Source organism: Halomonas salipaludis, from assembly GCF_002286975.1.
In the GTDB taxonomy this organism is placed as follows: Bacteria; Pseudomonadota; Gammaproteobacteria; order Pseudomonadales; family Halomonadaceae; genus Franzmannia; species Franzmannia salipaludis.
In genome coordinates this window covers 624,648-643,234 of sequence record NZ_NSKB01000002.1, presented here as the reverse complement: position 1 = coordinate 643,234, position 18,587 = coordinate 624,648, and the positions used below count along the sequence as shown (strand labels likewise).

Annotated in this window: 20 protein-coding genes; 13 read left to right on the top strand and 7 right to left on the bottom strand. The window is 63.7% G+C overall.

Translation table 11 applies throughout. The features are described from left to right. A complete protein-coding gene (locus CK498_RS06895; protein ID WP_095620094.1) occupies positions 1 to 1,527 on the bottom strand; it encodes an aldehyde dehydrogenase in 1,527 nt (508 codons plus the stop codon). Positions 1,528 to 1,703: 176 nt separating this feature from the next. Here CK498_RS06895 and CK498_RS06890 point away from each other — a divergent pair, with 176 nt between their 5' ends. After that, a complete protein-coding gene (locus tag CK498_RS06890; RefSeq protein ID WP_095620093.1) occupies positions 1,704 to 2,615 on the top strand; it encodes a LysR substrate-binding domain-containing protein in 912 nt (303 codons plus the stop codon). Here CK498_RS06890 and CK498_RS06885 read toward each other — a convergent pair. After that, on the bottom strand, positions 2,610 to 3,512 hold the full coding sequence (locus CK498_RS06885; protein ID WP_229358987.1) for a LysR substrate-binding domain-containing protein: 903 nt from the start codon (positions 3,510 to 3,512) through the stop codon (positions 2,610 to 2,612). The genes CK498_RS06890 and CK498_RS06885 overlap by 6 nt on opposite strands. 82 nt (positions 3,513 to 3,594) lie before the next feature. Between CK498_RS06885 and CK498_RS06880 the strand changes: the two genes are divergently transcribed. From CK498_RS06880 to CK498_RS06870, 3 genes are all read left to right on the top strand, one after another. Beyond that, positions 3,595 to 4,488, top strand: a complete 894-nt coding sequence (locus CK498_RS06880; RefSeq protein WP_095620091.1) for a HalD/BesD family halogenase — start codon at positions 3,595 to 3,597, stop codon at positions 4,486 to 4,488. 44 nt (positions 4,489 to 4,532) lie between these two features. Beyond that, positions 4,533 to 5,780, top strand: coding sequence for a M24 family metallopeptidase (locus CK498_RS06875; RefSeq protein WP_217987710.1), 1,248 nt, complete (start codon positions 4,533 to 4,535; stop codon positions 5,778 to 5,780). A gap of 124 nt (positions 5,781 to 5,904) precedes the next feature. Continuing rightward, the gene (locus tag CK498_RS06870; RefSeq protein ID WP_095620090.1) at positions 5,905 to 6,774 is read left to right on the top strand and encodes a glycine betaine ABC transporter substrate-binding protein; all 870 of its coding nucleotides are present in this window, start codon (positions 5,905 to 5,907) and stop codon (positions 6,772 to 6,774) included. 20 nt (positions 6,775 to 6,794) lie between these two features. Here CK498_RS06870 and CK498_RS06865 read toward each other — a convergent pair whose 3' ends face one another. Next, positions 6,795 to 7,730: a DMT family transporter gene (locus CK498_RS06865; protein ID WP_095620089.1), complete on the bottom strand. Its 936-nt coding sequence runs from the start codon at positions 7,728 to 7,730 to the stop codon at positions 6,795 to 6,797. A gap of 223 nt (positions 7,731 to 7,953) precedes the next feature. On the opposite strand from CK498_RS06865, the gene CK498_RS06860 reads away from it, so the two are divergent. From CK498_RS06860 to CK498_RS06840, 5 genes are all read left to right on the top strand, one after another. Beyond that, entirely contained in the window at positions 7,954 to 8,889 is a 936-nt protein-coding gene (locus CK498_RS06860) for a LysR family transcriptional regulator (RefSeq protein ID WP_095620088.1), read from the top strand. A gap of 93 nt (positions 8,890 to 8,982) precedes the next feature. Then, positions 8,983 to 10,020 (top strand): TRAP transporter substrate-binding protein DctP, encoded by a 1,038-nt coding sequence (dctP, locus tag CK498_RS06855; RefSeq protein ID WP_095620087.1) that lies wholly within the window; start codon positions 8,983 to 8,985, stop codon positions 10,018 to 10,020. A 59-nt stretch (positions 10,021 to 10,079) separates the two neighbouring features. Further along, positions 10,080 to 10,574 carry a TRAP transporter small permease gene (locus CK498_RS06850; RefSeq protein ID WP_095620086.1) on the top strand — a complete coding sequence of 165 codons (495 nt, stop codon included), beginning with the start codon at positions 10,080 to 10,082 and terminating at the stop codon, positions 10,572 to 10,574. After that, on the top strand, positions 10,571 to 11,848 hold the full coding sequence (locus CK498_RS06845; RefSeq protein WP_095620085.1) for a TRAP transporter large permease: 1,278 nt from the start codon (positions 10,571 to 10,573) through the stop codon (positions 11,846 to 11,848). The genes CK498_RS06850 and CK498_RS06845 overlap by 4 nt, the downstream gene beginning before the upstream one ends. A gap of 4 nt (positions 11,849 to 11,852) precedes the next feature. Continuing rightward, a complete protein-coding gene (locus CK498_RS06840) occupies positions 11,853 to 12,632 on the top strand; it encodes a M15 family metallopeptidase (RefSeq protein ID WP_176475741.1) in 780 nt (259 codons plus the stop codon). Between the two features lie 113 nt (positions 12,633 to 12,745). Here CK498_RS06840 and CK498_RS06835 read toward each other — a convergent pair whose 3' ends face one another. Continuing rightward, a complete protein-coding gene (locus CK498_RS06835; protein WP_217987709.1) occupies positions 12,746 to 13,300 on the bottom strand; it encodes a TetR/AcrR family transcriptional regulator in 555 nt (184 codons plus the stop codon). A gap of 167 nt (positions 13,301 to 13,467) precedes the next feature. On the opposite strand from CK498_RS06835, the gene CK498_RS06830 reads away from it, so the two are divergent. Then, positions 13,468 to 14,301 carry a class I SAM-dependent methyltransferase gene (locus CK498_RS06830; protein WP_217987708.1) on the top strand — a complete coding sequence of 278 codons (834 nt, stop codon included), beginning with the start codon at positions 13,468 to 13,470 and terminating at the stop codon, positions 14,299 to 14,301. A gap of 38 nt (positions 14,302 to 14,339) precedes the next feature. On the opposite strand, the gene CK498_RS06825 is transcribed toward CK498_RS06830, so the two are convergent. After that, a complete protein-coding gene (locus tag CK498_RS06825) occupies positions 14,340 to 15,164 on the bottom strand; it encodes an alpha/beta fold hydrolase (protein ID WP_095620083.1) in 825 nt (274 codons plus the stop codon). A gap of 137 nt (positions 15,165 to 15,301) precedes the next feature. Between CK498_RS06825 and CK498_RS06820 the strand changes: the two genes are divergently transcribed. The 3 genes from CK498_RS06820 to CK498_RS06810 all read left to right on the top strand — a co-directional run bounded on the left by CK498_RS06820 (position 15,302) and on the right by CK498_RS06810 (position 16,997). Then, positions 15,302 to 15,934 carry a TetR/AcrR family transcriptional regulator gene (locus CK498_RS06820; RefSeq protein WP_176475740.1) on the top strand — a complete coding sequence of 211 codons (633 nt, stop codon included), beginning with the start codon at positions 15,302 to 15,304 and terminating at the stop codon, positions 15,932 to 15,934. Positions 15,935 to 16,013: 79 nt separating this feature from the next. Further along, the gene (locus tag CK498_RS06815; protein ID WP_095620081.1) at positions 16,014 to 16,328 is read left to right on the top strand and encodes a HigA family addiction module antitoxin; all 315 of its coding nucleotides are present in this window, start codon (positions 16,014 to 16,016) and stop codon (positions 16,326 to 16,328) included. A 72-nt stretch (positions 16,329 to 16,400) separates the two neighbouring features. Further along, positions 16,401 to 16,997: a hypothetical protein gene (locus CK498_RS06810; protein WP_176475739.1), complete on the top strand. Its 597-nt coding sequence runs from the start codon at positions 16,401 to 16,403 to the stop codon at positions 16,995 to 16,997. A 19-nt stretch (positions 16,998 to 17,016) separates the two neighbouring features. Here the strand turns inward: CK498_RS06810 and CK498_RS06805 are convergent, their stop codons facing one another. Both CK498_RS06805 and CK498_RS06800 read right to left on the bottom strand, forming a co-directional pair. Next, entirely contained in the window at positions 17,017 to 17,916 is a 900-nt protein-coding gene (locus CK498_RS06805) for a PhzF family phenazine biosynthesis protein (protein WP_095620080.1), read from the bottom strand. A 71-nt stretch (positions 17,917 to 17,987) separates the two neighbouring features. Next, entirely contained in the window at positions 17,988 to 18,320 is a 333-nt protein-coding gene (locus CK498_RS06800) for an antibiotic biosynthesis monooxygenase family protein (protein ID WP_095620079.1), read from the bottom strand. Positions 18,321 to 18,587 lie beyond the last annotated feature (267 nt).

The following is an 18,587-nucleotide window of genomic DNA, read 5'->3' as shown; positions in this document are numbered from 1 at the left end:
TCAGGCATCCAGTTCGATCCAGGTGGTCTTGAGTTCGGTGTACTTGTCGAAGGCGTGCAGCGACTTGTCGCGGCCCTGGCCAGACTGCTTGAAGCCGCCGAAGGGCGCGTTGATGGAGGTGTGGTCGTAGCAGTTGACCCAGACGGTGCCGGCGCGCAGGGCACGGGCGGCGCGGTGGCCGTCGCTCAGGCGGTTGGTCCAGATCGCTGCGCCGAGGCCGTAGTCGGTATCGTTGGCGACTGCCAGGGCCTCGTCGAGGCCATCGACGCCGATCACCACCAGCACTGGCCCGAAGATCTCCTCGCGGGCGATGCGCATGTCGTTGGTGACCTCGTCGAAGATCGCCGGCGTGATGAAAACGCCACCGCTGTCCTGGCGCACGCGCTCGCCACCGAACAGCAGCCGAGCCCCTTCGTCGCGTCCCTGCTGGAGATAGCCCATGACCTTATCGGCGTGTTCGGGCTCGATCATCGCGCCCATCTGGGTGTCCGGATCGAGAGGGTCGCCGGGCTGGAGCTTGTCAGCCCATTGGCGCACCTTGTCCAGCAACGCATCCTTGATGGTGCGGTCGACGATCAGCCGGGTGCCTGCGTGGCAGGTTTCGCCCTGGTTGTACCAGACGCCGTAGGCGACATACATGGCGATGCGCTCGAGGTCGTCGACGTCGCGGGTGACGATGTGCGGGCTCTTGCCGCCACACTCCAGGCCGATGCGCTTCATGTTGGAGCGTGCCGAGTACTCCAGGAATTTCTTGCCGATCTCGGTGGAGCCGGTAAAGCCGATGGCGTCGACGTCATCGTGCAGACCCAATGCCTGGCCAGCCTCGTGGCCCAGGCCGGTGATCACCTGAAGCGCGCCGGTTGGGATGCCGGCGTCCCGCGCCAGTTCGGCAACGCGCAGGGTGCCCAGCGTCGACTGCTCGGCGGGCTTGAGGATCACCGAGTTGCCGGCGCCCAGCGCCGGGCCGAGCTTCCAGCCGGCGATGATCAACGGATAGTTCCAGGGCACTACCGCAGCGACCACACCGATCGGCTCGCGCTCGACCAGGCAGACGCTGGAGGCGCCGTTGGGCGCGGTCTCGCCGTATAGCTTGTCGAGCGCTTCGGCGTACCAGCGCAGCCCGCCAACCAGGCCGGGCACGTCCACGCTGGTGGTCTGGCCGATCGGCTTGCCGGTCTCCAGGGTTTCGAGCAGGGCGATTTCGTCGGCGTGGGCGACGATGGCATCGGCCCAGGCGAGCATGCGCGCCTTGCGCTCGGTGGGGGGCAGGTCGCGCCACTCGCCGTTCTCGAAGGTGCGGCGCGCGATCGCCACCGCCCTGTCGACATCAACGCTGTCGCAGGCGGCCACCTCGGCCAGGGGCTTGCCGGTGGCCGGGTTGCGGGCGGTGAAGGTGCGGCCCGAGGCAGCGTCGCGCCACTCTCCGTCGAGGTAGGCGCGGTTGGGCAGCGGCACCCGTGCGGCCAGCTCGCGCCAGCCTTCCAGGTCGCGCGTTCGGGGCGTCAGCGTCTCGCTATCGTCGGCCATGGTAATCGGTTTCCAGAGCTGAATGTTGAGGATCCGATGGTCAGTCTGGGCAGTGTCGGTTAGGGCGACAAACGAGGATTTGGTACCCTGGTCATGAGTAAAACGCATGGCGAGTCGAGGGAATTCGAGCTCTAGGACGTCATATCCCGATAAAAACGCATGAGGTGCCGCCGGCCATGAGTCGCTACCTGCCACCGCTCAATGCCCTCAAGGCCTTCGAGGCCGCCGCGCAGTGCCAGAACTTCACCCAGGCGGCGCAGCGCTTGCACGTAACGCAGAGCGCAATCAGCCGTCAGGTGCGTCATCTGGAGGAGCAGTTGGGGGTGGTGCTGTTCGAACGTCGGCCGGGACAGCTGCGTTTGACCGAGGCGGGGCGGCGCTTGCTGCCGGCCTTGAGTACCTCTTTCGATCGCATCGCCTTGACGGTGCGCGATCTCGCTTCGCCTACGGATCTCACCCGCTTACGCCTCAACGTGCCGCCGACGCTGGCCAGCCGCTGGTTGGTGCCGCGCCTGGACGATCTGCGGCGGCGCTATCCCACGCTTTCGCTGACCCTGACCACTCGCGAAAGCGACGATCTGGCTGCCGACAGCACTCTGGATGCTGCCATCCGCTTCGGCGACGGCGACTGGAATGACGTCGAGCCGCATTTCCTGATGCAGGAGAACCACATTGCGGTCTGTGCGCCGCGCCTGTTACGTGACGGTCGACCATTGGACCTCCGCGAGCAGACGCTACTGCATGTGATGCGCACCACCGAGGATCGCTTCCCGACCTGGCGCCACTGGCTGGATGCGGCGGGCATCGAGGGAGTCGATACCCAGGGTGGGCTGGAGTTCGACCTGCTGGACCTGGCGATTCGCGCCGCACTGGAAGGGTTGGGTATCACCATCGCCGACCGCGCCATGGTCGCTCGGGAACTGGCCAAGGGGGCGCTGGTGCAACCGCTGGCGGCGGCGATGCCGGGGCATCAATCCTACTGGTTCGTCACCCGCCCGGGGCAGGGCGACGAGCCGATGCTGACCCTGGTGTACGACTGGTTGCAGGGCGCCGTGGCCAGCGATGGCCCCTCGCAGCGCTCGTTATAGCGTCGTGGGCAACGCCTCCGTCATCACTTCGCGCAGCCGTTGCACGAAGGCCTCGAAGGCCGGATGCGTCAGGCTGGGCGAGCGATGGATCTCCAGTTCAGCGGCAGGCAGGGGCGGCAGACCCTCGGCCTCGCCGAGCACTCGCCATTGCCCGGGCACCATGCGCCGCTCGCAGAGCGTCAATGCGCGGCCCTGGTCGACGATGACGCGCAGGCCGCTGGGGCTCTGGCTGGTCGAGTCGACCTGCCAGGCCAGCCCCCGCTCGGTCAGCGCCTGCAGTGCGCGCCGTCGATAGACGCACTGCTCGGGGAACAGGGCCAGCGGCAGTGGACGTTCACGGTCTAGGCAGAAATCGCGATGGGCAGCCCACTCCACGGCCTCCTCGCCGACCACTTCGCCGCCGCTGTCGGCGGCGTGGCGCACCGCCAGCACCAGATCCAGCGAGCCGTCATCGAGCCGCTCGAGCAGCTCGGTGGACATGCGGCAGTGGATATGCACGCGCACCTCCGGATGAATCGTCGAGAAACGCTCGAGTAGGGCGGGCAGCCAGGTGCCGGCATAGTCCTCGGGCAGCCCGAAGCGCAGGGTGATCGGCTCGTTCGAGACGTTCAGCGCCCCCAACGCCTCACGCTGGAGCTGCAGCAGGCGCCGCGCGTAGACCAGGAAGGTCTGGCCATCCGGCGTCAGCGCCAGGTGGCGGCTGGTGCGGTTCAGCAGCCGGGTGCCGAGGCGGTCCTCCAGTGTGCTCACCCGCAGGCTGATGGTCGACTGCGTCCTGTGCAGGTAGCGCGCGGCCGCGGTGAAGCCGCCGCTATCGGCCACCGTGACGAAAGCCAGCAGCAGGTCGCTGTCCAGGGCGGGGTGGCGCGATCGATCGGAATCGCCGATTGAATCCATCGGAATGACTCGTTTTTCGAATGGCTGTGGAGCGTTCAGCATAAGCCCAGGCAAGAGCAACCGACACCCCAGGAGGCTACTGATGAGCGCCACCGACCATGGCCTGGCCAACGCCGAGGCTCGGGACCTTTCCGATATCGTCGACACCGCGCGGTATCCCCTGCACCGGCCCGACGACCCGGGACTGCTCGAGACCATCGAGACGGCCCGCGCCTACCTGGATCGCGAGGGCTGCGTCGTGCTGCGCGGCTTTCTGCGCGAAGACCGCCTCGAGCGTGTTCGTGAGGAGAGTGCGCGGATGGCCGAGAAGAGCTTCTACAACACCCGCGAGGTCAACGCCTACTTCACCGCCGACGACCCCAAGCTGCCCGAGGATGATCCCCGGCGGTTGTTCATGACCCGCACCAGCGGCTTCGTGACCCGCGACATGATCACCGCCGACACCCTGATCCACCGGCTCTATGTCTCCCGTGCCATGAAGTCGCTGGTGCAGCGCTGCCTGGGCGAGCCGCGCATCTACGAGTATGCCGACCCCTACGCCGGGCTAGTGCTCAACGTGCTGCCGGACGGCACTGAGCAGCCGTGGCATTACGACACCAACGAATTCATCGTCACCATGATGACCCAGCAGCCCGAGCGCGGCGGGGACTTCGAATACTGTCCCAGCATCCGCAATCCCCAGGACGAGAACTACGCCGAGGTCGCTGCGGTGATTCGCGGCGAGCGAACGGAGCGCGTCCAGCGGCTCGACCTGCGTCCGGGTGATCTGCAGCTGTTCAAGGGGCGCTTCAGTCTGCATCGGGTGACGCGCGTGGAGGGCGACACGCCGCGCCTGACGGCAATCTTCGCCTATTCGCAGGCGCCGGACGTGGTGGGGCGTCTGGAGCGCACCCGTCAGCTCTACGGCCGGGTTTCGGAGCAGCACATGCTGGCCGAGGAGCGCCGCGAGGCGCGCGCCGACGGCTTGATCGACTGAGCCGACCCAACGAGAACGACCGCCCCCAAGACGAGGAGACACCGATGAGAATGGACCTGGCGTCCATGGGCATCCTGCCGCCCACCCAGGTACCGGCGGAATGCGAGCCTTCCGCCGACGAGATTCCGCGCATCCAGCGGGGCCGACTCGGGCGGGTGCGAGCCGAGCTGGCCAAGCGCGACATTACCGCCGCGGTGCTGTTCGACCCCGCTCATGTGCGCTATGCCACCGGCTCGCGCAACATGCAGGTCTACAGCTCGCGCAACCCCGCGCGCTATGCCTTCGTGCCCGCCGAGGGCCCAGTGGTGCTGTTCGAGTTCTCCGGCTGCGAGCACCTGGCCAGCCACCTGCCCACGGTGGACGAGATCCGGCCGGCCAAGGCGATTTCCTACTACTTCAACGAGAACAACACCGAGGCGGTGACCCGTGCCTGGGCCGACGAGATCGTCGAGCTGGTGCGCCAGTGCGGTGGCGGCGAGCGCATCGCCATCGAGAGCGCCACGCCGGAAGCGGCCTTCGCGTTGCAGCGTCGCGGCTACCGGGTGCTGGACGCTCAGGAGCCGCTTGAACAGGCGCGTGCCTATAAGGTGCCAAACGAGATCAAGATGATCCGTTCATCGCTGCGTGCCGTGGAAGACGGCGTGCGCAAGCTGGAAGCCGCTATCGCGCCGGGCGTCAGCGAGAACGCCGTCTGGGCCAAGCTGCACGAGCACATCATCGCTACCGATGCCGACTTCGTCGAGACGCGGCTAATGAACTCGGGGCCGCGTACCAATCCCTGGTTCCAGGAGTGCTCGGATCGCCTCATCCGCGACGGCGAGCTGGTCGCCCTGGATACCGACGTCGTGGGGCGGTACGGCTACTACGCCGACTTCTCGCGCACCTTCCTGTGCGGCGAAGGCGAGGCGAGCCCGGCCCAGCGGGACCTCTACAAGCTGGCCTACGAACAGATCCGCACCAACATGGAAAACCTCAAGCCTGGGGTCAGTTTCAAGGAGTACGCCGAACGCGCCTGGCGCATTCCGCCCGCCTACCGGGCACGACGCTATTTCGCCCTGGCGCACGGGGTGGGCATGAACGGCGAATATCCCTACATCGTTCACCGCGAAGACATCGACGACAAGGGCTACGACGGCATCATCGCCCCGGGCATGACGCTGTGCGTGGAAAGCTTCATTGGCCACGAGGACGGCGGCGAGGGCGTCAAGCTCGAGGAACAGCTGTACGTCCGAGAGGACGGTCAGGTCGAGCTGCTGTCGGATTATCCCTTCGATCCAAGGCTGATCGGCTAGCACTAGCAGCGGCGCCATTCCCTTTTCTCATGGCAGGCATTCTCAATCCAAGGGAGGGGCGTGGCGAAGACCTTGCTACTATCAAGCACCAACAATACAACGCGATAACGGGGAGATTTTTCGAATGAAGAAACTGTCATCCGCACTACTGGCCCTTGCCCTCATTCCGGCGAGCCAGTCCCTCATAGCCCAGGACAAGCATCTGACAATTGGTACCAACAACTGGGCCGAGAATATCGCCGTCGCCAATATGTGGAAGATTCTGCTGGAGGAGGAGTACGGCTACGATATCGAGCTCTCCAATGTCAGCAAGAATGCGCTATATACGGCCATGGCCCAGGGCGATATCGACATCTCCATGGAGATCTGGTTGCCGATCACCGACCAGCCCTTCCTCGAGCCCTACGAGGACGATCTTGCGGTGCATGACGCCTGGTACCATGGCACTGGGCTGGGGCTCGTCGTTCCGAGTTATGTCGATATCGACACCATTCCGGAATTGACAGAACGTGCTGACGCGTTCGAATACCAGGGGCGCCCCGCCATCCTGGGCATCGACAGCGGTTCCGCGATCGCCGGTCTGACCGATGATGCCATCGAGCACTACGAGCTACCGCTATCGCAAGTCAACAGCTCCGAGGCTGCGATGATGGCTGCGTTCGACAGCGCCTATGTGAATGAGGAATTCATCGTCGTGACGCTGTGGAGTCCGCACTGGGCTTTCGCCGAATACGACCTCAAGTACCTTGAGGACCCTCAGGGTATTTACGGCGAAGATGAAACGATTTATTGGTTCTCACGCGGTGATTTCGCCAGCGACGACCCCTGGCTGACCGAGGTGCTCAACGGCTGGCATATGGACGATGATAGTCTTGGTGGGCTGATGGCAGTAATCGAGGAGCTGGGCGACCCTGTCGAGGGTGCTCGGCAGTGGATCGATAACCACCGGGACATGGTCGATGAATGGCTGGCGGTGGAAGTCGAGGCGCACTAGTCGAGGCGCCCAGCCACTGCTCAATCGGTGGGTGTTCGGTCGACCATGTCGAGAATTTGCTGCGGGTCTGGGGCACCGTCGGCTACCTTGCGGCGCTGACGCAGCAGGTCCAGCAAGCCACTGCCGAGCAGGGCGGCGAGGATCAGGCCACCGCCAACGAAGGCCAGCGGCGGTGGCACCTCGCCCACCCACCACCACACCAGCAGGGTTCCCACCAGGGTCTCCAGCAGCATCACCAGGCTGGCCTCGGCGCCGCTCAGGTAGCGTGGCCCGGTCTGGATCAGGTAGTAAGCCGCCGGCAGGAACACCAGCCCCATCAGCAGCAGGCGCAGCAGATCCTGCATGGGAGGTAGCTGCATGCCGCCCAGGGCCAGGGCCGGCAGCAGCATCACCAGGCAGCCCAGGGGCAGGATCACGGTGGTATCCACGCCGCGCTGGGCGCTGGCCACGGTCATGTTGACGGCAATCGTCAGCGGGATTGCCAGGGCCACCACCATCCCCAGCGGCGAGCCCTGTCCCATCTCGCCGGCGGCCATCAGTCCCGCCCCCAGCACGCAGAGCAGGATCACTAACCAGGTCTGTACTCTGAGGCGCTGACCAAACAGCAGCAGGCCCAGCAGCCCCGCCACCAGGGGCGCCAGGTTCTGGATCACCAGCACATTGCCGGCGGCGGTAAGGCGTACCGCGGCCACGAAGCCCCAGGCACTGCCGGCAAAGGCCAGCGGGCACCACACTGCCGCCGGGCCACAGGCGCGCACTGCGCCGGGCAGCCCGCGGCCATAGCGGGCCAGGGCTACCATGCCCAGCACTAGTCCCAACAGCAGTGCCCGCCAGAACACGAAGACCTCCACCTCGACCTGAGTGTCCTTGACGAAGAGGGCATCCGGGGAGAGCAACAGCACCCCGGCGCCGGTGATCAGGTAGCCACGGGCGCGCCTCGGGAGTCCTTGCCACATGGGGTATCTCCTTGAGCAGTGGTCCCGCTAGTCTCGGCGCTGGCCAAATAAGCGCAGGTCGGGAAACGTCCCCGGCCTGCGTGGTCACGACACGCCGAGGCTTTAACGGTGGCATGGCCGCCCTGGCGATGGTTGCCACAGCGCGAGGAACTTGGGATAGGGTAAGCGGCAGTCGAGCGCAACGGAGCGCTCAACCTCACACCGTTGCCAGGAAGCTCCTCGTATGCTGAATCCCCGTGCGCTTGCCTACCTGAACGAAGTGATTCGGCGCGGCTCGTTGCGACGTGCTGCCGCTCATCTGAACATCGATCCCTCGGCCATCAGTCGCCAGCTCAAGCAGCTCGAGGAAGAGCTGGGCGTGCGGGTATGCGAACGCTATGGCGGCGGCATGCGTACCACGGCAGCCGGCAAGCTGCTGGTGCAGCATTTTCATGCTCAGCGCTCCGCGGAGGAGGCGGTGTTATCGCAGTTGGTCGCGCTTCAGGGCGTGGCGCGTGGTGAGGTGCGGATTGCCGTTGGTGAAGGCTTTATTGCCGACCTGATCGACGCTCCGATGAATGCCTTCATGAACGCTTTTCCCGGTATCGAAGTGGAAATCCGCATGGCCGGCGTCAATGAGGCCATGTCGCTGCTCAAGGACAGCGAGGTGGACCTGGCCTTGCTTTATGCCCCGCCCGTCGATCCATCGCTGTACTGTCATATCGAGACGCGCCAGCCCCTGGACTTGATCGTTCCCCCCGACCACCCCCTCCTGGAGCTGATGCGCCCTCTAACGTTACGGGATTTGGCGAACTGGCCACTGGCCCTGATGGACAACCCCTTCGGGATGCGCCAGATGGTCAACATGGTGGCTCATCAGGAGCGTGTGCACCTCAAGGCCAGGTTGCATACCAATTCGGTGGCGGTGCTGAAGAACTTCGTGCGCTCCGGCATCGGAGTGACCTTCATGCCGGAACTGACGGTGGCGGATGAAATTCAGCGCGATGAGATTCGGCACCTGCCCTTGTCGTATCCCATCATGAGCGAGGCGCGCGCCCAGATCGTGAGCCTGGACGGACGCGAGCTGAGCGTGGCCGCCCAAACCTGCTTGACCCACCTTAGCCAGGGAATGCGCTTCTTCCGCGGCGATGCGCCAAGGCTGTTGGCCGAGCAGGCCTGATCGTTGCTTTTTTAACAACGCTTTGGGTATTGCATAGTCAACGGATCAATCCATACCCTGCTGAGGTCCTTACCAATAACAAGGAGATACCCAATGACCGTCTCGAAGCCTTTTCCGCTGACTGCCCTGGCGTCTGCCTGCCTGCTGGGCAGCGCGCTGCTCACCGGCCAGGCCATGGCCGCGACCACCATCAACCTGAGCTACAACGGCGCACCCGATCCCGACAAGAACGCCGTGCACGTCTTCGCCACCAACCTCAAGGAGCTGGTGGCAGACAAGACCGGTGGCGAAATCCAGCTGGAACTCTATCCCAACAGCATGCTGGGGGAAGAAGAGGACCGCATGGAGCAGACCATGAATACGCCCAAGCTGAACGTGGCGTCGTTCGCAGGCGTCTCACCGCTGGTCGATGAAATCTTCGTCAGTGCGATTCCGTTCCTGTTCGATGACTTCGACGACGCTCGTGCCTTCTTCGATGAGGGTGACTACTGGCGTGAGGTCGAGGCGACGCTCAAGGAGCGTGCCGGTATCGATATGCTGGCGGTGGTAGAGGAGGGGGGCTTCCTGGCCTTTACCAATAACGAGAGGCCGATTACCCATCCCGATGATTTCGAGGGGCTGCGCTTCCGCGCCATGGATCCCAGCCAGGTCGCCCTGTACGAATCCTTCGGGGCATCTGGCACTCCGATTCCCTGGACCGAAGTGTACATGTCGCTGCGCACCGGCATCGCCGACGGCCAGATGAACCCGCCGATGTACATCATCCTGGGCAGCCTTTACGAGGTGCAGGATTACCTGACGCTGGCCAATATTCAGTACTCCAACCAGTTCCTGGTCGGCAACAGCCAGATGATCGAAGGCTGGGACGACGACGTGCGTGATGCCTTCATGGAAGCCGTTGCCGAGGCTAACCATAACGCCCGCGTTCATAACGAGTCCCAGGTGGAAGAGCGTATCGCCTTCCTCGAAGAGCAGGGCATGGAGGTGATCCGCCCCTCCGAGGACGACCTGGCAGCCTTCCGTGACATTGGCCAGCCGGCCTACCTGGAGTGGTTGTCGGATCGTGGCATCGAGCAGCGCTGGATCGACATGGCGCTCGAGGACGCCGGCATGAGCGACCTGGTCGACTGATACCAGCAGGATTCCTTCGGGGCCGGGCACTCGGCCCCTTTTCACCACAGGACGTTTCCATGTCGTCACTGCGCCATCGCGTGCTGGCGGTCAGCCGACCTTTGTCGCTGACAATCGCTGCCAGCCTGCTGCTGATCAACCTGGGCGTCATCCTCTTTGGCGTCTTCATGCGCTACTTCGCCGGTGGCGCACCGATCTGGACCGATGAACTCGCCCGGTTTCTCATCATCGGCACTGTCATGCTCGCCGCCGGTGCTGTCTGGGTAGAGGGCGGTCATATGCGTGTCGCGCTGATCGAGCGACTGCTGCCGCCTGCGTTGACCCGCCTGCTGAATGTCTACCAGTGGCTGCTGACCCTTGGCATTGCCCTGGGGGGCGCCTGGGTCAGCTACCGCTACGCCCACTCTGTCAGCATGTTTACCACCTCGGGGCTGGGCGTCAGCCGCACGGTTCCACTTATGTCGCTGCCCATCGGCTTTGCCCTGCTGGCCTGGCATGTGCTCTGGTACGGTCCCGCTCCCCTGCGGGTCGCGACGGAGGACGCCGCATCATGATCCTGACCATGCTGGCGGTATTTCTGGGCCATGTGCTGCTCGGCCTGCCCTTGTTCATCGCACTGCTCACGACGGCGCTGGTCGGCTTCTTCTTCGTCGACCCGAGCATGATTCCGCGGATGATGCCTCAGCAGTTTTTTGGGGGCATCAATGTCTTCTCGCTGATGGCGATTCCACTCTTCATCCTGGCGGGTAACCTGATGAACGTCAGCGGGCTGACCGAGCGCCTGATGGGGTTGGCCCGCCTGCTGGTGGGGCACTTCCGCGGGGGCATGGGCCACGTCAACGTCGTCTCCAGCGTGTTCTTTGCCGGCGTCAATGGGTCCGCGGTGGCCGACACCTCGGCGCTGGGCTCGCTGCTGGTGCCGGCGATGGAGCGGGAAGGCTACTCGCGCGCCTTCGCGGCTGGTCTCACGGCGGGCAGCTCGCTGATCGGGCCGATCATTCCTCCCAGTATTTTCATGATTCTCTACGCGTCGCTGACCAACACCTCGGTGGGGGACCTGTTCCTGGCCGGGGTGATCCCGGGCCTGCTGCTGGGGGTGGCGTTCATGGCAATGAACGCCTGGTATGCGTGGCGCAAGGGCCTGCCGAAGCGCGGCCAGTTGCCAAAGGCCAAGGAACTGGGTCTGGCAGCGGTCGCCGCCCTGCCGGCGCTGGTGGCGCCATTCATCATCGTCGCGGGCATCGTCATGGGCTTTGTCACACCGACCGAGTCGGGTGCCTTGACCGCCCTGTATGTCGCGCTGTGTGGCATCGTGCTGGGAGGGCTCCGGCTGCCGCAGTTCTGGCAGGCGATCGTCGATACCTCGCGTCTTACCTCGGCGATCTTCCTGATCATGGCGGCATCGGCCACCATCAGCTGGCTACTCTCCTACGCCCAGGTGCCGGCGCAGTTCGTCACGCTGCTCTCGCCCTATATCGACAACGCCTTCTTGATCCTGCTGATGCTCAGCGGCATCACCTTCATCACCGGGATGTTCATGGAAGAGGTCTCGGCGCTGATGCTGCTCACGCCGATCTTTGCGCCGGTCGCCATGATGGCCGGGATCGACCCCGTGCATCTGGGCATCGTCATCACGCTCAACATTACCATCGCCCTGATCACGCCACCCATGGGGGCCTGCGTGTTCGTGGCAGCGGCAGTCAGCCGGCTGGAGATCGTCTCGCTGTTTCGGACCATCTGGCCATTCGTGCTGACGGCCATCGCGGTCCAACTGCTGCTGATCCTGTTCCCGCCGCTCACCTTGTGGCTGCCCCATGTCCTTGGATAAGACCATGCCGACCTCAAGTTCCCCAACCGCCGACGGCACCTCACTGCCCAGGGTCCCCAGCCTGGACGCTCCCGAGTGGGAGCGTGTGTCGGCGCTGCCGATCACCGAATGCGGTGAACGCCTCGTGCCGATGAGCCTCGCGCCCGAACCCATCAAGGTGTTCCCCGCCTATGCACGCTTGGGCATCCCCGGTGCCGTACCCGAGTGCTTCGTACGCGAAGGGGTCTATCGGGCGCTGCTTCAGGCTGCCCGGCGGCTACCCGAGGGGATCGGCATGGTGGTGCTCGATGGCTGGAGGCCATGGCGCGTGCAGCAGTATCTGTTCGATACGCTGCATGAAGCGATCCACCACCATCATCCGTCCCTCGACGAGGGCGAGCTCATGGTGCGTACGCGCGAGTTCGTGTCGCTGCCGAGCCGCGACCCGCTGGCACCGAGCCCGCATCTAACCGGGGGCGCGGTGGATGTCACCCTCTGCGATGCCGACGGCATGCCCCTCGACATGGGCACGCAATTCGACGAAGCCATTCCGGCATCGCATAGCGATCACTTCGAGACGCTGAAAGCACCGAGCGCGGCACAGCGCCAGGCGCGAAATAATCGGCGCCTGCTTTACCAGGTGATGCAGGATGCGGGGTTTACCAACCTGCCCAGTGAGTGGTGGCACTACGATTACGGTGATCAGCTCTGGGCACACTACAGCGGGCGCGGTGTCGCTCGTTACGGCCCGGCCGAGCTCGACACCATCGAAAGTCGCTGGCGCCGGCAGTTTGCAGATGGGTAGGGCTGCATGTGCAATACGGCATCGAATACCTCGCCCCCGCTGAGGCGAGGGTTCGACAAGCCCTAACACTCTAGCAGGCCAGGTTCGAACAGAGCATATTTGCAGGAACAGGGCTACTCCCTGGCCAGGGCCGTGGCGATCAGATCACTTACTTCTTCCCCCACCTCGGTGATGATGCTGCTGGCCTGTTGGCTGCGCGCCATGATCAGGGCCCCTTCCAGGCTGGCGACGATCATCCGGGCAAGGCGCTCGGCCCGCGCTGGCGCCAGACCCGCCGCCAGCAGGGCATCGTGGTACATCCGTGTCCAATCTTCCAGCGCGGCCCGGCAGACTGCGGCCAGTTCGCTGGACACCTCCGGCGCGTCCAGAATGATGGGGGCGACGGGGCAGCCAAAGTGGTATTCGGAATCTGTCATCTCCGCCGCGGCGGCCCGGAAGAACAGGCGCACACCCTCCGCCGGGGTCGTGGCTTGTGCCAGGCTCTCCCGCAGGGCCTGAGAGGCTTCGTCAATTCCTGCTCGCATGGCTTCCAGTACCAGCGTCTCCTTGCCGCCGGGAAAGTGGAAATACAGTGACCCACGGGGAGCCCCGCTTTCGCTGAGGATATCGTTGAGGCTGACGCCATGGAGCCCCCTCGCCTGGATCAGGCGCAGGGTCGTTTCAATCATTCGGGTTCTGGTGGTTTTGGCCATATCTGTTCTTTTAGCAGCATTGACGGAATATGACGACCGGTCTATATAATATGATACTCGGTCTAGTCCCGGCATCAAAAGGTCCGGCGGCACCGAGACAGCGCCATCTCACCGCTCGCACGAGACAAGACGAGGAGGCCACCATGAAACAGATGCATTCCTCAAACGAATACGCCGGGGTTGCGGTCCAGCCCCACCACGAGGCCGCTGCCCGTACCTGGGACCTTGGTGGACAGGACTATGACAACATCAGCTTCGGCGTGTCGGATGCCCTCACCCATGCGGCGCAGAGGCTCAACCCGCAACCCGGACAGCAGATTCTGGATGTCGCGACCGGCACGGGCTGGAGCGCACGCAACGCAGCCCGATACGGAGCGCATGTGACCGGGGTGGATATTGCCTCGGGGCTGCTGGACGCGGCCGAAGACTTATCCGCCCACATGCAGCCACCGATTCGCTTTCAGCAGGCGGATGCCGAGCAGCTGCCGTTCCCAGATGGCAGTTTCGACGGCGTGATCTCCACCTTCGGGGTGATGTTCGCCGCCGACCAGGCACAGGCAGCCCGCGAAATGGCCCGGGTCTGCCGCTCGGGCGGGCGCCTGTCACTGGCGGTATGGGCTTCCGAGGGTGCGGTGCTGGATTTCTTCGGAGTGATCGGCAAGCACAGTGGGGACCCGGCTCCCGAACCCTCGCCACTGGCCTGGGGCGACCCGGATCACGCCAGGGCCCTGTTGGGAGAGCATTTCGAGCTGTGGTTCGAGCCGGGTATCAACAACCACTATTTCGATAATGTGAAAGATGCCTGGGAGTGGTATGCCAGCGGTTTCGGGCCCATCCGCCAGGTGATGAATAACCTGTCCGCCAGCGAGCAGGAAGCCTTCCGGCAGGATATCGACGACTACCATGGGAAATACGCCACGGACGCCGGTCTCCATATCCGCAGGGAATACCTGCTGATCACCGGCCGGCGCAAGTAAACGAATGCCGGGTGGGTGGGTGGCAGGAAACAACGTAATCAAGCGATACCCTGGTGGACGAAGGCGGCAATCGCTTCGGCGTAGTCCTCCGGATGGCTTATGTGCGGAATGTGGCCAGCATCGGTAAAAGTGACGACTTCCGCACGGTGAGGTGCCTCAGAAAGCAGAGCTATCACGAGCGCGAAGATTGGCGGGCTTTGATCGCCAAGCGTGAGCAAGATCGGCTTCGAGAAGTTACGGATCCAATCTCGATCGAAGGCAAACGCATCTGGATCCCTCGCCTCGTCCAGGAAAGTTGGGGCATTCTCGATCATCACCTGCTGATAGTCAGGTGGCACCATTTCCCAACCGCCAGGACCCAAGGCGACAGTCTCGACGAAGTGCTCTGTCGCGCCTGCGTGGTCTCCGGCAGCAATGCGTTCAGCGACGGATCTGGTCTTTCTCTGGGCATCCGCAAGCATTGGCTCGAAGCTGGGGTCCCCGGCGAGCAACGAGAACAAAGGGGGTTCGTGCGCAACGATCCCCCGCAGCAGGCCAGGATGCTCTCCGGCCAGCCGTAGCGCGATCGACGCACCGAAGGAGTTCCCGACCACCCACACTGGAGCGAGCTCCAGGTACTCGATCAATGCCGCGAGATCGTCAACGTCTTCCCGAACGCTGCCCTGTCCGGTGGGGCGTTCGCTTTGGCTATGTCCCCGCCGATCATATCTCAGCACCTGAAATGCTTCCGCCAAGCCCGGCATGACCGGATCCCAGTCCCGATGTGAATCCCATGACCCATGCACCAGGACGAGAGGCACTGCATCGGGTACCCCATCAAGCTCGTAAAACAGCCGAACGCCATTCACCGTTGCCATTGCCATTTTTCTCGCCCTCCTCAGAACTCGAGTGTTGCTCTCAGTGCTGGGATCGCTGACGACGATATTTAAATAGCACGACCGTGTTATCTATATCCAATAGATAGAACGGGTGTGCTATCTTGTCAAGTATGACGACAAGTATGACGAATAGTAATCGCGACGATGGCCCGAACCGACGCTCGGACGGCGAGCAGACACACGCCCATATCCTCGATGCGGCCATGCGTCTGGCTTCCATCGAGGGACTGGGCAGCCTGACAATCGGGCGCCTCGCACGGGAACTCTGTATCAGCAAGAGCGGGGTGTTTGCGCATTTCCGGTCGAAGCAGCGGCTCCAGGAAGAAACACTGCGGGCAGCCGAAGAAGTTTTTCAGCGTGAAGTGCTCCGCCCGGGACTGGATGCCCCCGAGGGGCTAGCCCGCCTCAAGAGCTTGTGTGATGCCTACCTTTCGTATGTCGAGCGTGGCGTATTCCCTGGAGGCTGTTTCCTTGCGCAGGTGCTGGCAGAGTTCGACGCACAAACTGGCCCTCTCCACGACGCCGTCGCCAGTGGACATCAGACCTGGCTGGGGCTGATGGAGGACCAGGTCATCGCCGCCCAACGACGTAACGAGCTGGAGCCGGCATTGGACCCACGACAAGTCGCATTCGAACTCTGGGCGCCCCTGGAACTCGCCAACTTCCTGGCGACCCTGCATCGGGATCCAACGCTCACGAATTGGGGCCGAGCAGCGGTCCAGGCGATCATTACCAGGGCACTGCCCGGCACCTGAGCCAGCGTAAGCGTACGTACAGCGGCGGGCGGGTCAAGCGTGCTGGCTTGAATCTCGAACTGATCGTGAGGAGTGGAAGATGGCCATTCAAAATACGGGTGGCATGCAGCGCAGGCCCACGCATCCCGGTGAAATGTTGCGCGAGGATTTCCTGCCGGATTATGGCCTCACCGTTGCGGGGCTTGCCGAAGCGCTGGGCGTGTCGCGCCAGTCCATCAATGAACTGCTACGCGAGCGGCGAGCCGTTAGTCCAGAGATGGCATTGAGGCTCGGCCGCCTGTTCGGTAACGCGCCAGAATTTTGGCTGAACGCCCAGCGCGCTGTCGACCTCTGGGTGGCCGCCGCGGACATAAAGGACGAGGTGGCGCGGATCACACCGCTCGATGCTGCCTAGTGGCAATCGACATTGGCCTAGCAGCCACGTGTCCGCCGCACTGCGCGCCCATCACACTCTGAGGTGAACGCCATGACCCGACGCTTACTCGCTCCATTGCCCGCGCTGCTGCTTGTCGGTTCCGCGCTGGCGTCTGAGCAGCACCAACATCACTCATCCTATGCCGGCCTCGAGGATCGTGAGATCAAGACCCTGTCGCAGGACGATATCGAAGAGCTGCGCCGCGGAGACGGCTGGGGCCTGGCGCTGCCGGCCGAGTTGAATGGCGTGCCGGGGCCTGCGCATCTGCTCGAACTACGCGACGAGATTCCCCTCGAGGAGGAGCAGGTGGCGGAAGTCGAAGCGCTGTTCGAGCGCATGCGCGAGGCAGCGATTCCCGCCGGTGAGCGGCTGATAGAGGCCGAACGCGCCATCGAGGAGGGCTTTGCCGAACGCAGCCTGGACGAGGAAGGACTACGCCAGCGGCTCGCTGAAGCCGAGGAGGCACGGGCCGAGCTACGCTACGTGCATCTGGCCACCCACCTCGACACGCTGCCGATTCTCGATGATGACCAGGTGGCGCGATATAACGACCTGCGTGGCTACACCAACGCTCAGGACGATCCCTGCGACAGCGTGCCCGAGGGCCACGATCCCGAGCGCTACCGGCAGCACATGGGCTGCGACTGACGCTGGCCTCGCTTCAGCATTAGCGGGCATTGTCGCTCTTGCCTGGCGCGCTTTTCAGCATGCCGGTGCCAACGACCACCGCTTTGCCAGCAATCCGAATCACCCAGTCACTCCCATCGACGTCGGCGCTGGCGAAGATCTGGCTAGGCCGCCCCATCTCGACGCCCTGGTGAATCTCCCAGCGGTACACGCCGGTTGTTCCGCTGCTGCCGGCCAGGTGGCCGGCCAGGGCCGAGGCGGCACTGCCGGTGGCGGGGTCTTCACGCCCGCCGCCTTTGCTTGAGAACATCCGGGCTCGTATGACGTTGTCATCACTGTTGGTGCCGACCGTCACGTACAGGTAGATCTGATCGTAGCCACTAGGTGTTATCCACTCTGACCAGACATGGGCCGAGGGCTGCGCTCGCCTCAGCGCTTCGAGCGAACCGAGTTCGATCAGATGGTATGGCAGCCCGCAGGAAGCAAGCACCGGCTCGCCAACAACCTCCGACGTATCCAGGCCGAGCAGCTGTACAGCGGCGGGCGGGTCAAGCGTGCTGGCTCGAATCTCGACCGGTGTCGCGGTGGTAAATTCGGCGAGATCATCTTCATAACGGACCACCAAGGGGCCGATGCGAGCCTCCAGGGTAAGAGGACTATCACGCTTAACCATGCCCAGCTCTGCCAGAAGGTGGGCAGTACCTACCGTCGGATGGCCCGCAAAGGGCAACTCCCTGGCGGGCGTAAAAATGCGGATGGGGTAGCGCCCGGGAGCGATAGGCTCACCGACGAAGACGGTTTCGGAGAGATTCAGTTCGTTGGCGATTGCCTGCATCGTGTCGCTAGTCATGCCCTCCGCTCGAGGGAACACCGCGAGCGGATTGCCGGTGAAGGCGCGATCAGTGAAGACATCGAGCAGGTGATACTCATGGTTCCTCATAGATACCTCCGAGCTGTCGCCAACGGCTTGGGCAAGCGTATACGTTTAGCCATGCGGAGATGCAGGCCGGATTAAGCCTCGCCCGCTTCGCCGATCGTCTGGATGACCTCGAAACCCTCGAACTTCGGCGGGCCGAGGTAGAGCCCCTCGCGGCGGCTCTGGCCGGCGTTGGCGTGGGCGGCGCGGAACGCCTCGGAGTGGGTCCAGGCCTCGAAATCCTCGCGCGACTTCCAGATGGTGTGGGAGGCGTAGAGGACATGATCCTCCTCCTCAGGGCCACGCAGCATATGGAACTCGACGAAACCGGGCAGGCCCTGCAGATGGGTCTCCCGCTCCAGCCAGATCTGCTCGAACTCCTGCACTCTCTCGGGGTTGACCCGAAAACGGTTCATGGCGATAAACACGGTGCGGCTCCTTGTGGTGTGGTTCATATGATCGTTGAGTGACGATGCCAGCTTATGACCGCGCTGGAAACCACCAGCGGCCATGCACTGAACGAATCCTGCGAGCCCCACGTCGAGCCGGATGGGTTGTTGTTGGCACAGAACTGCTGCCGTGTGTGCCGTACCGGCAAGGCCGGCGGAAACTCCTGCATCAACCGCAACTACACCTGCCGACAGCCACCGGGCTGTGCGTGCCATGGGTAGCGCCGCTATCACGTACAAAACACC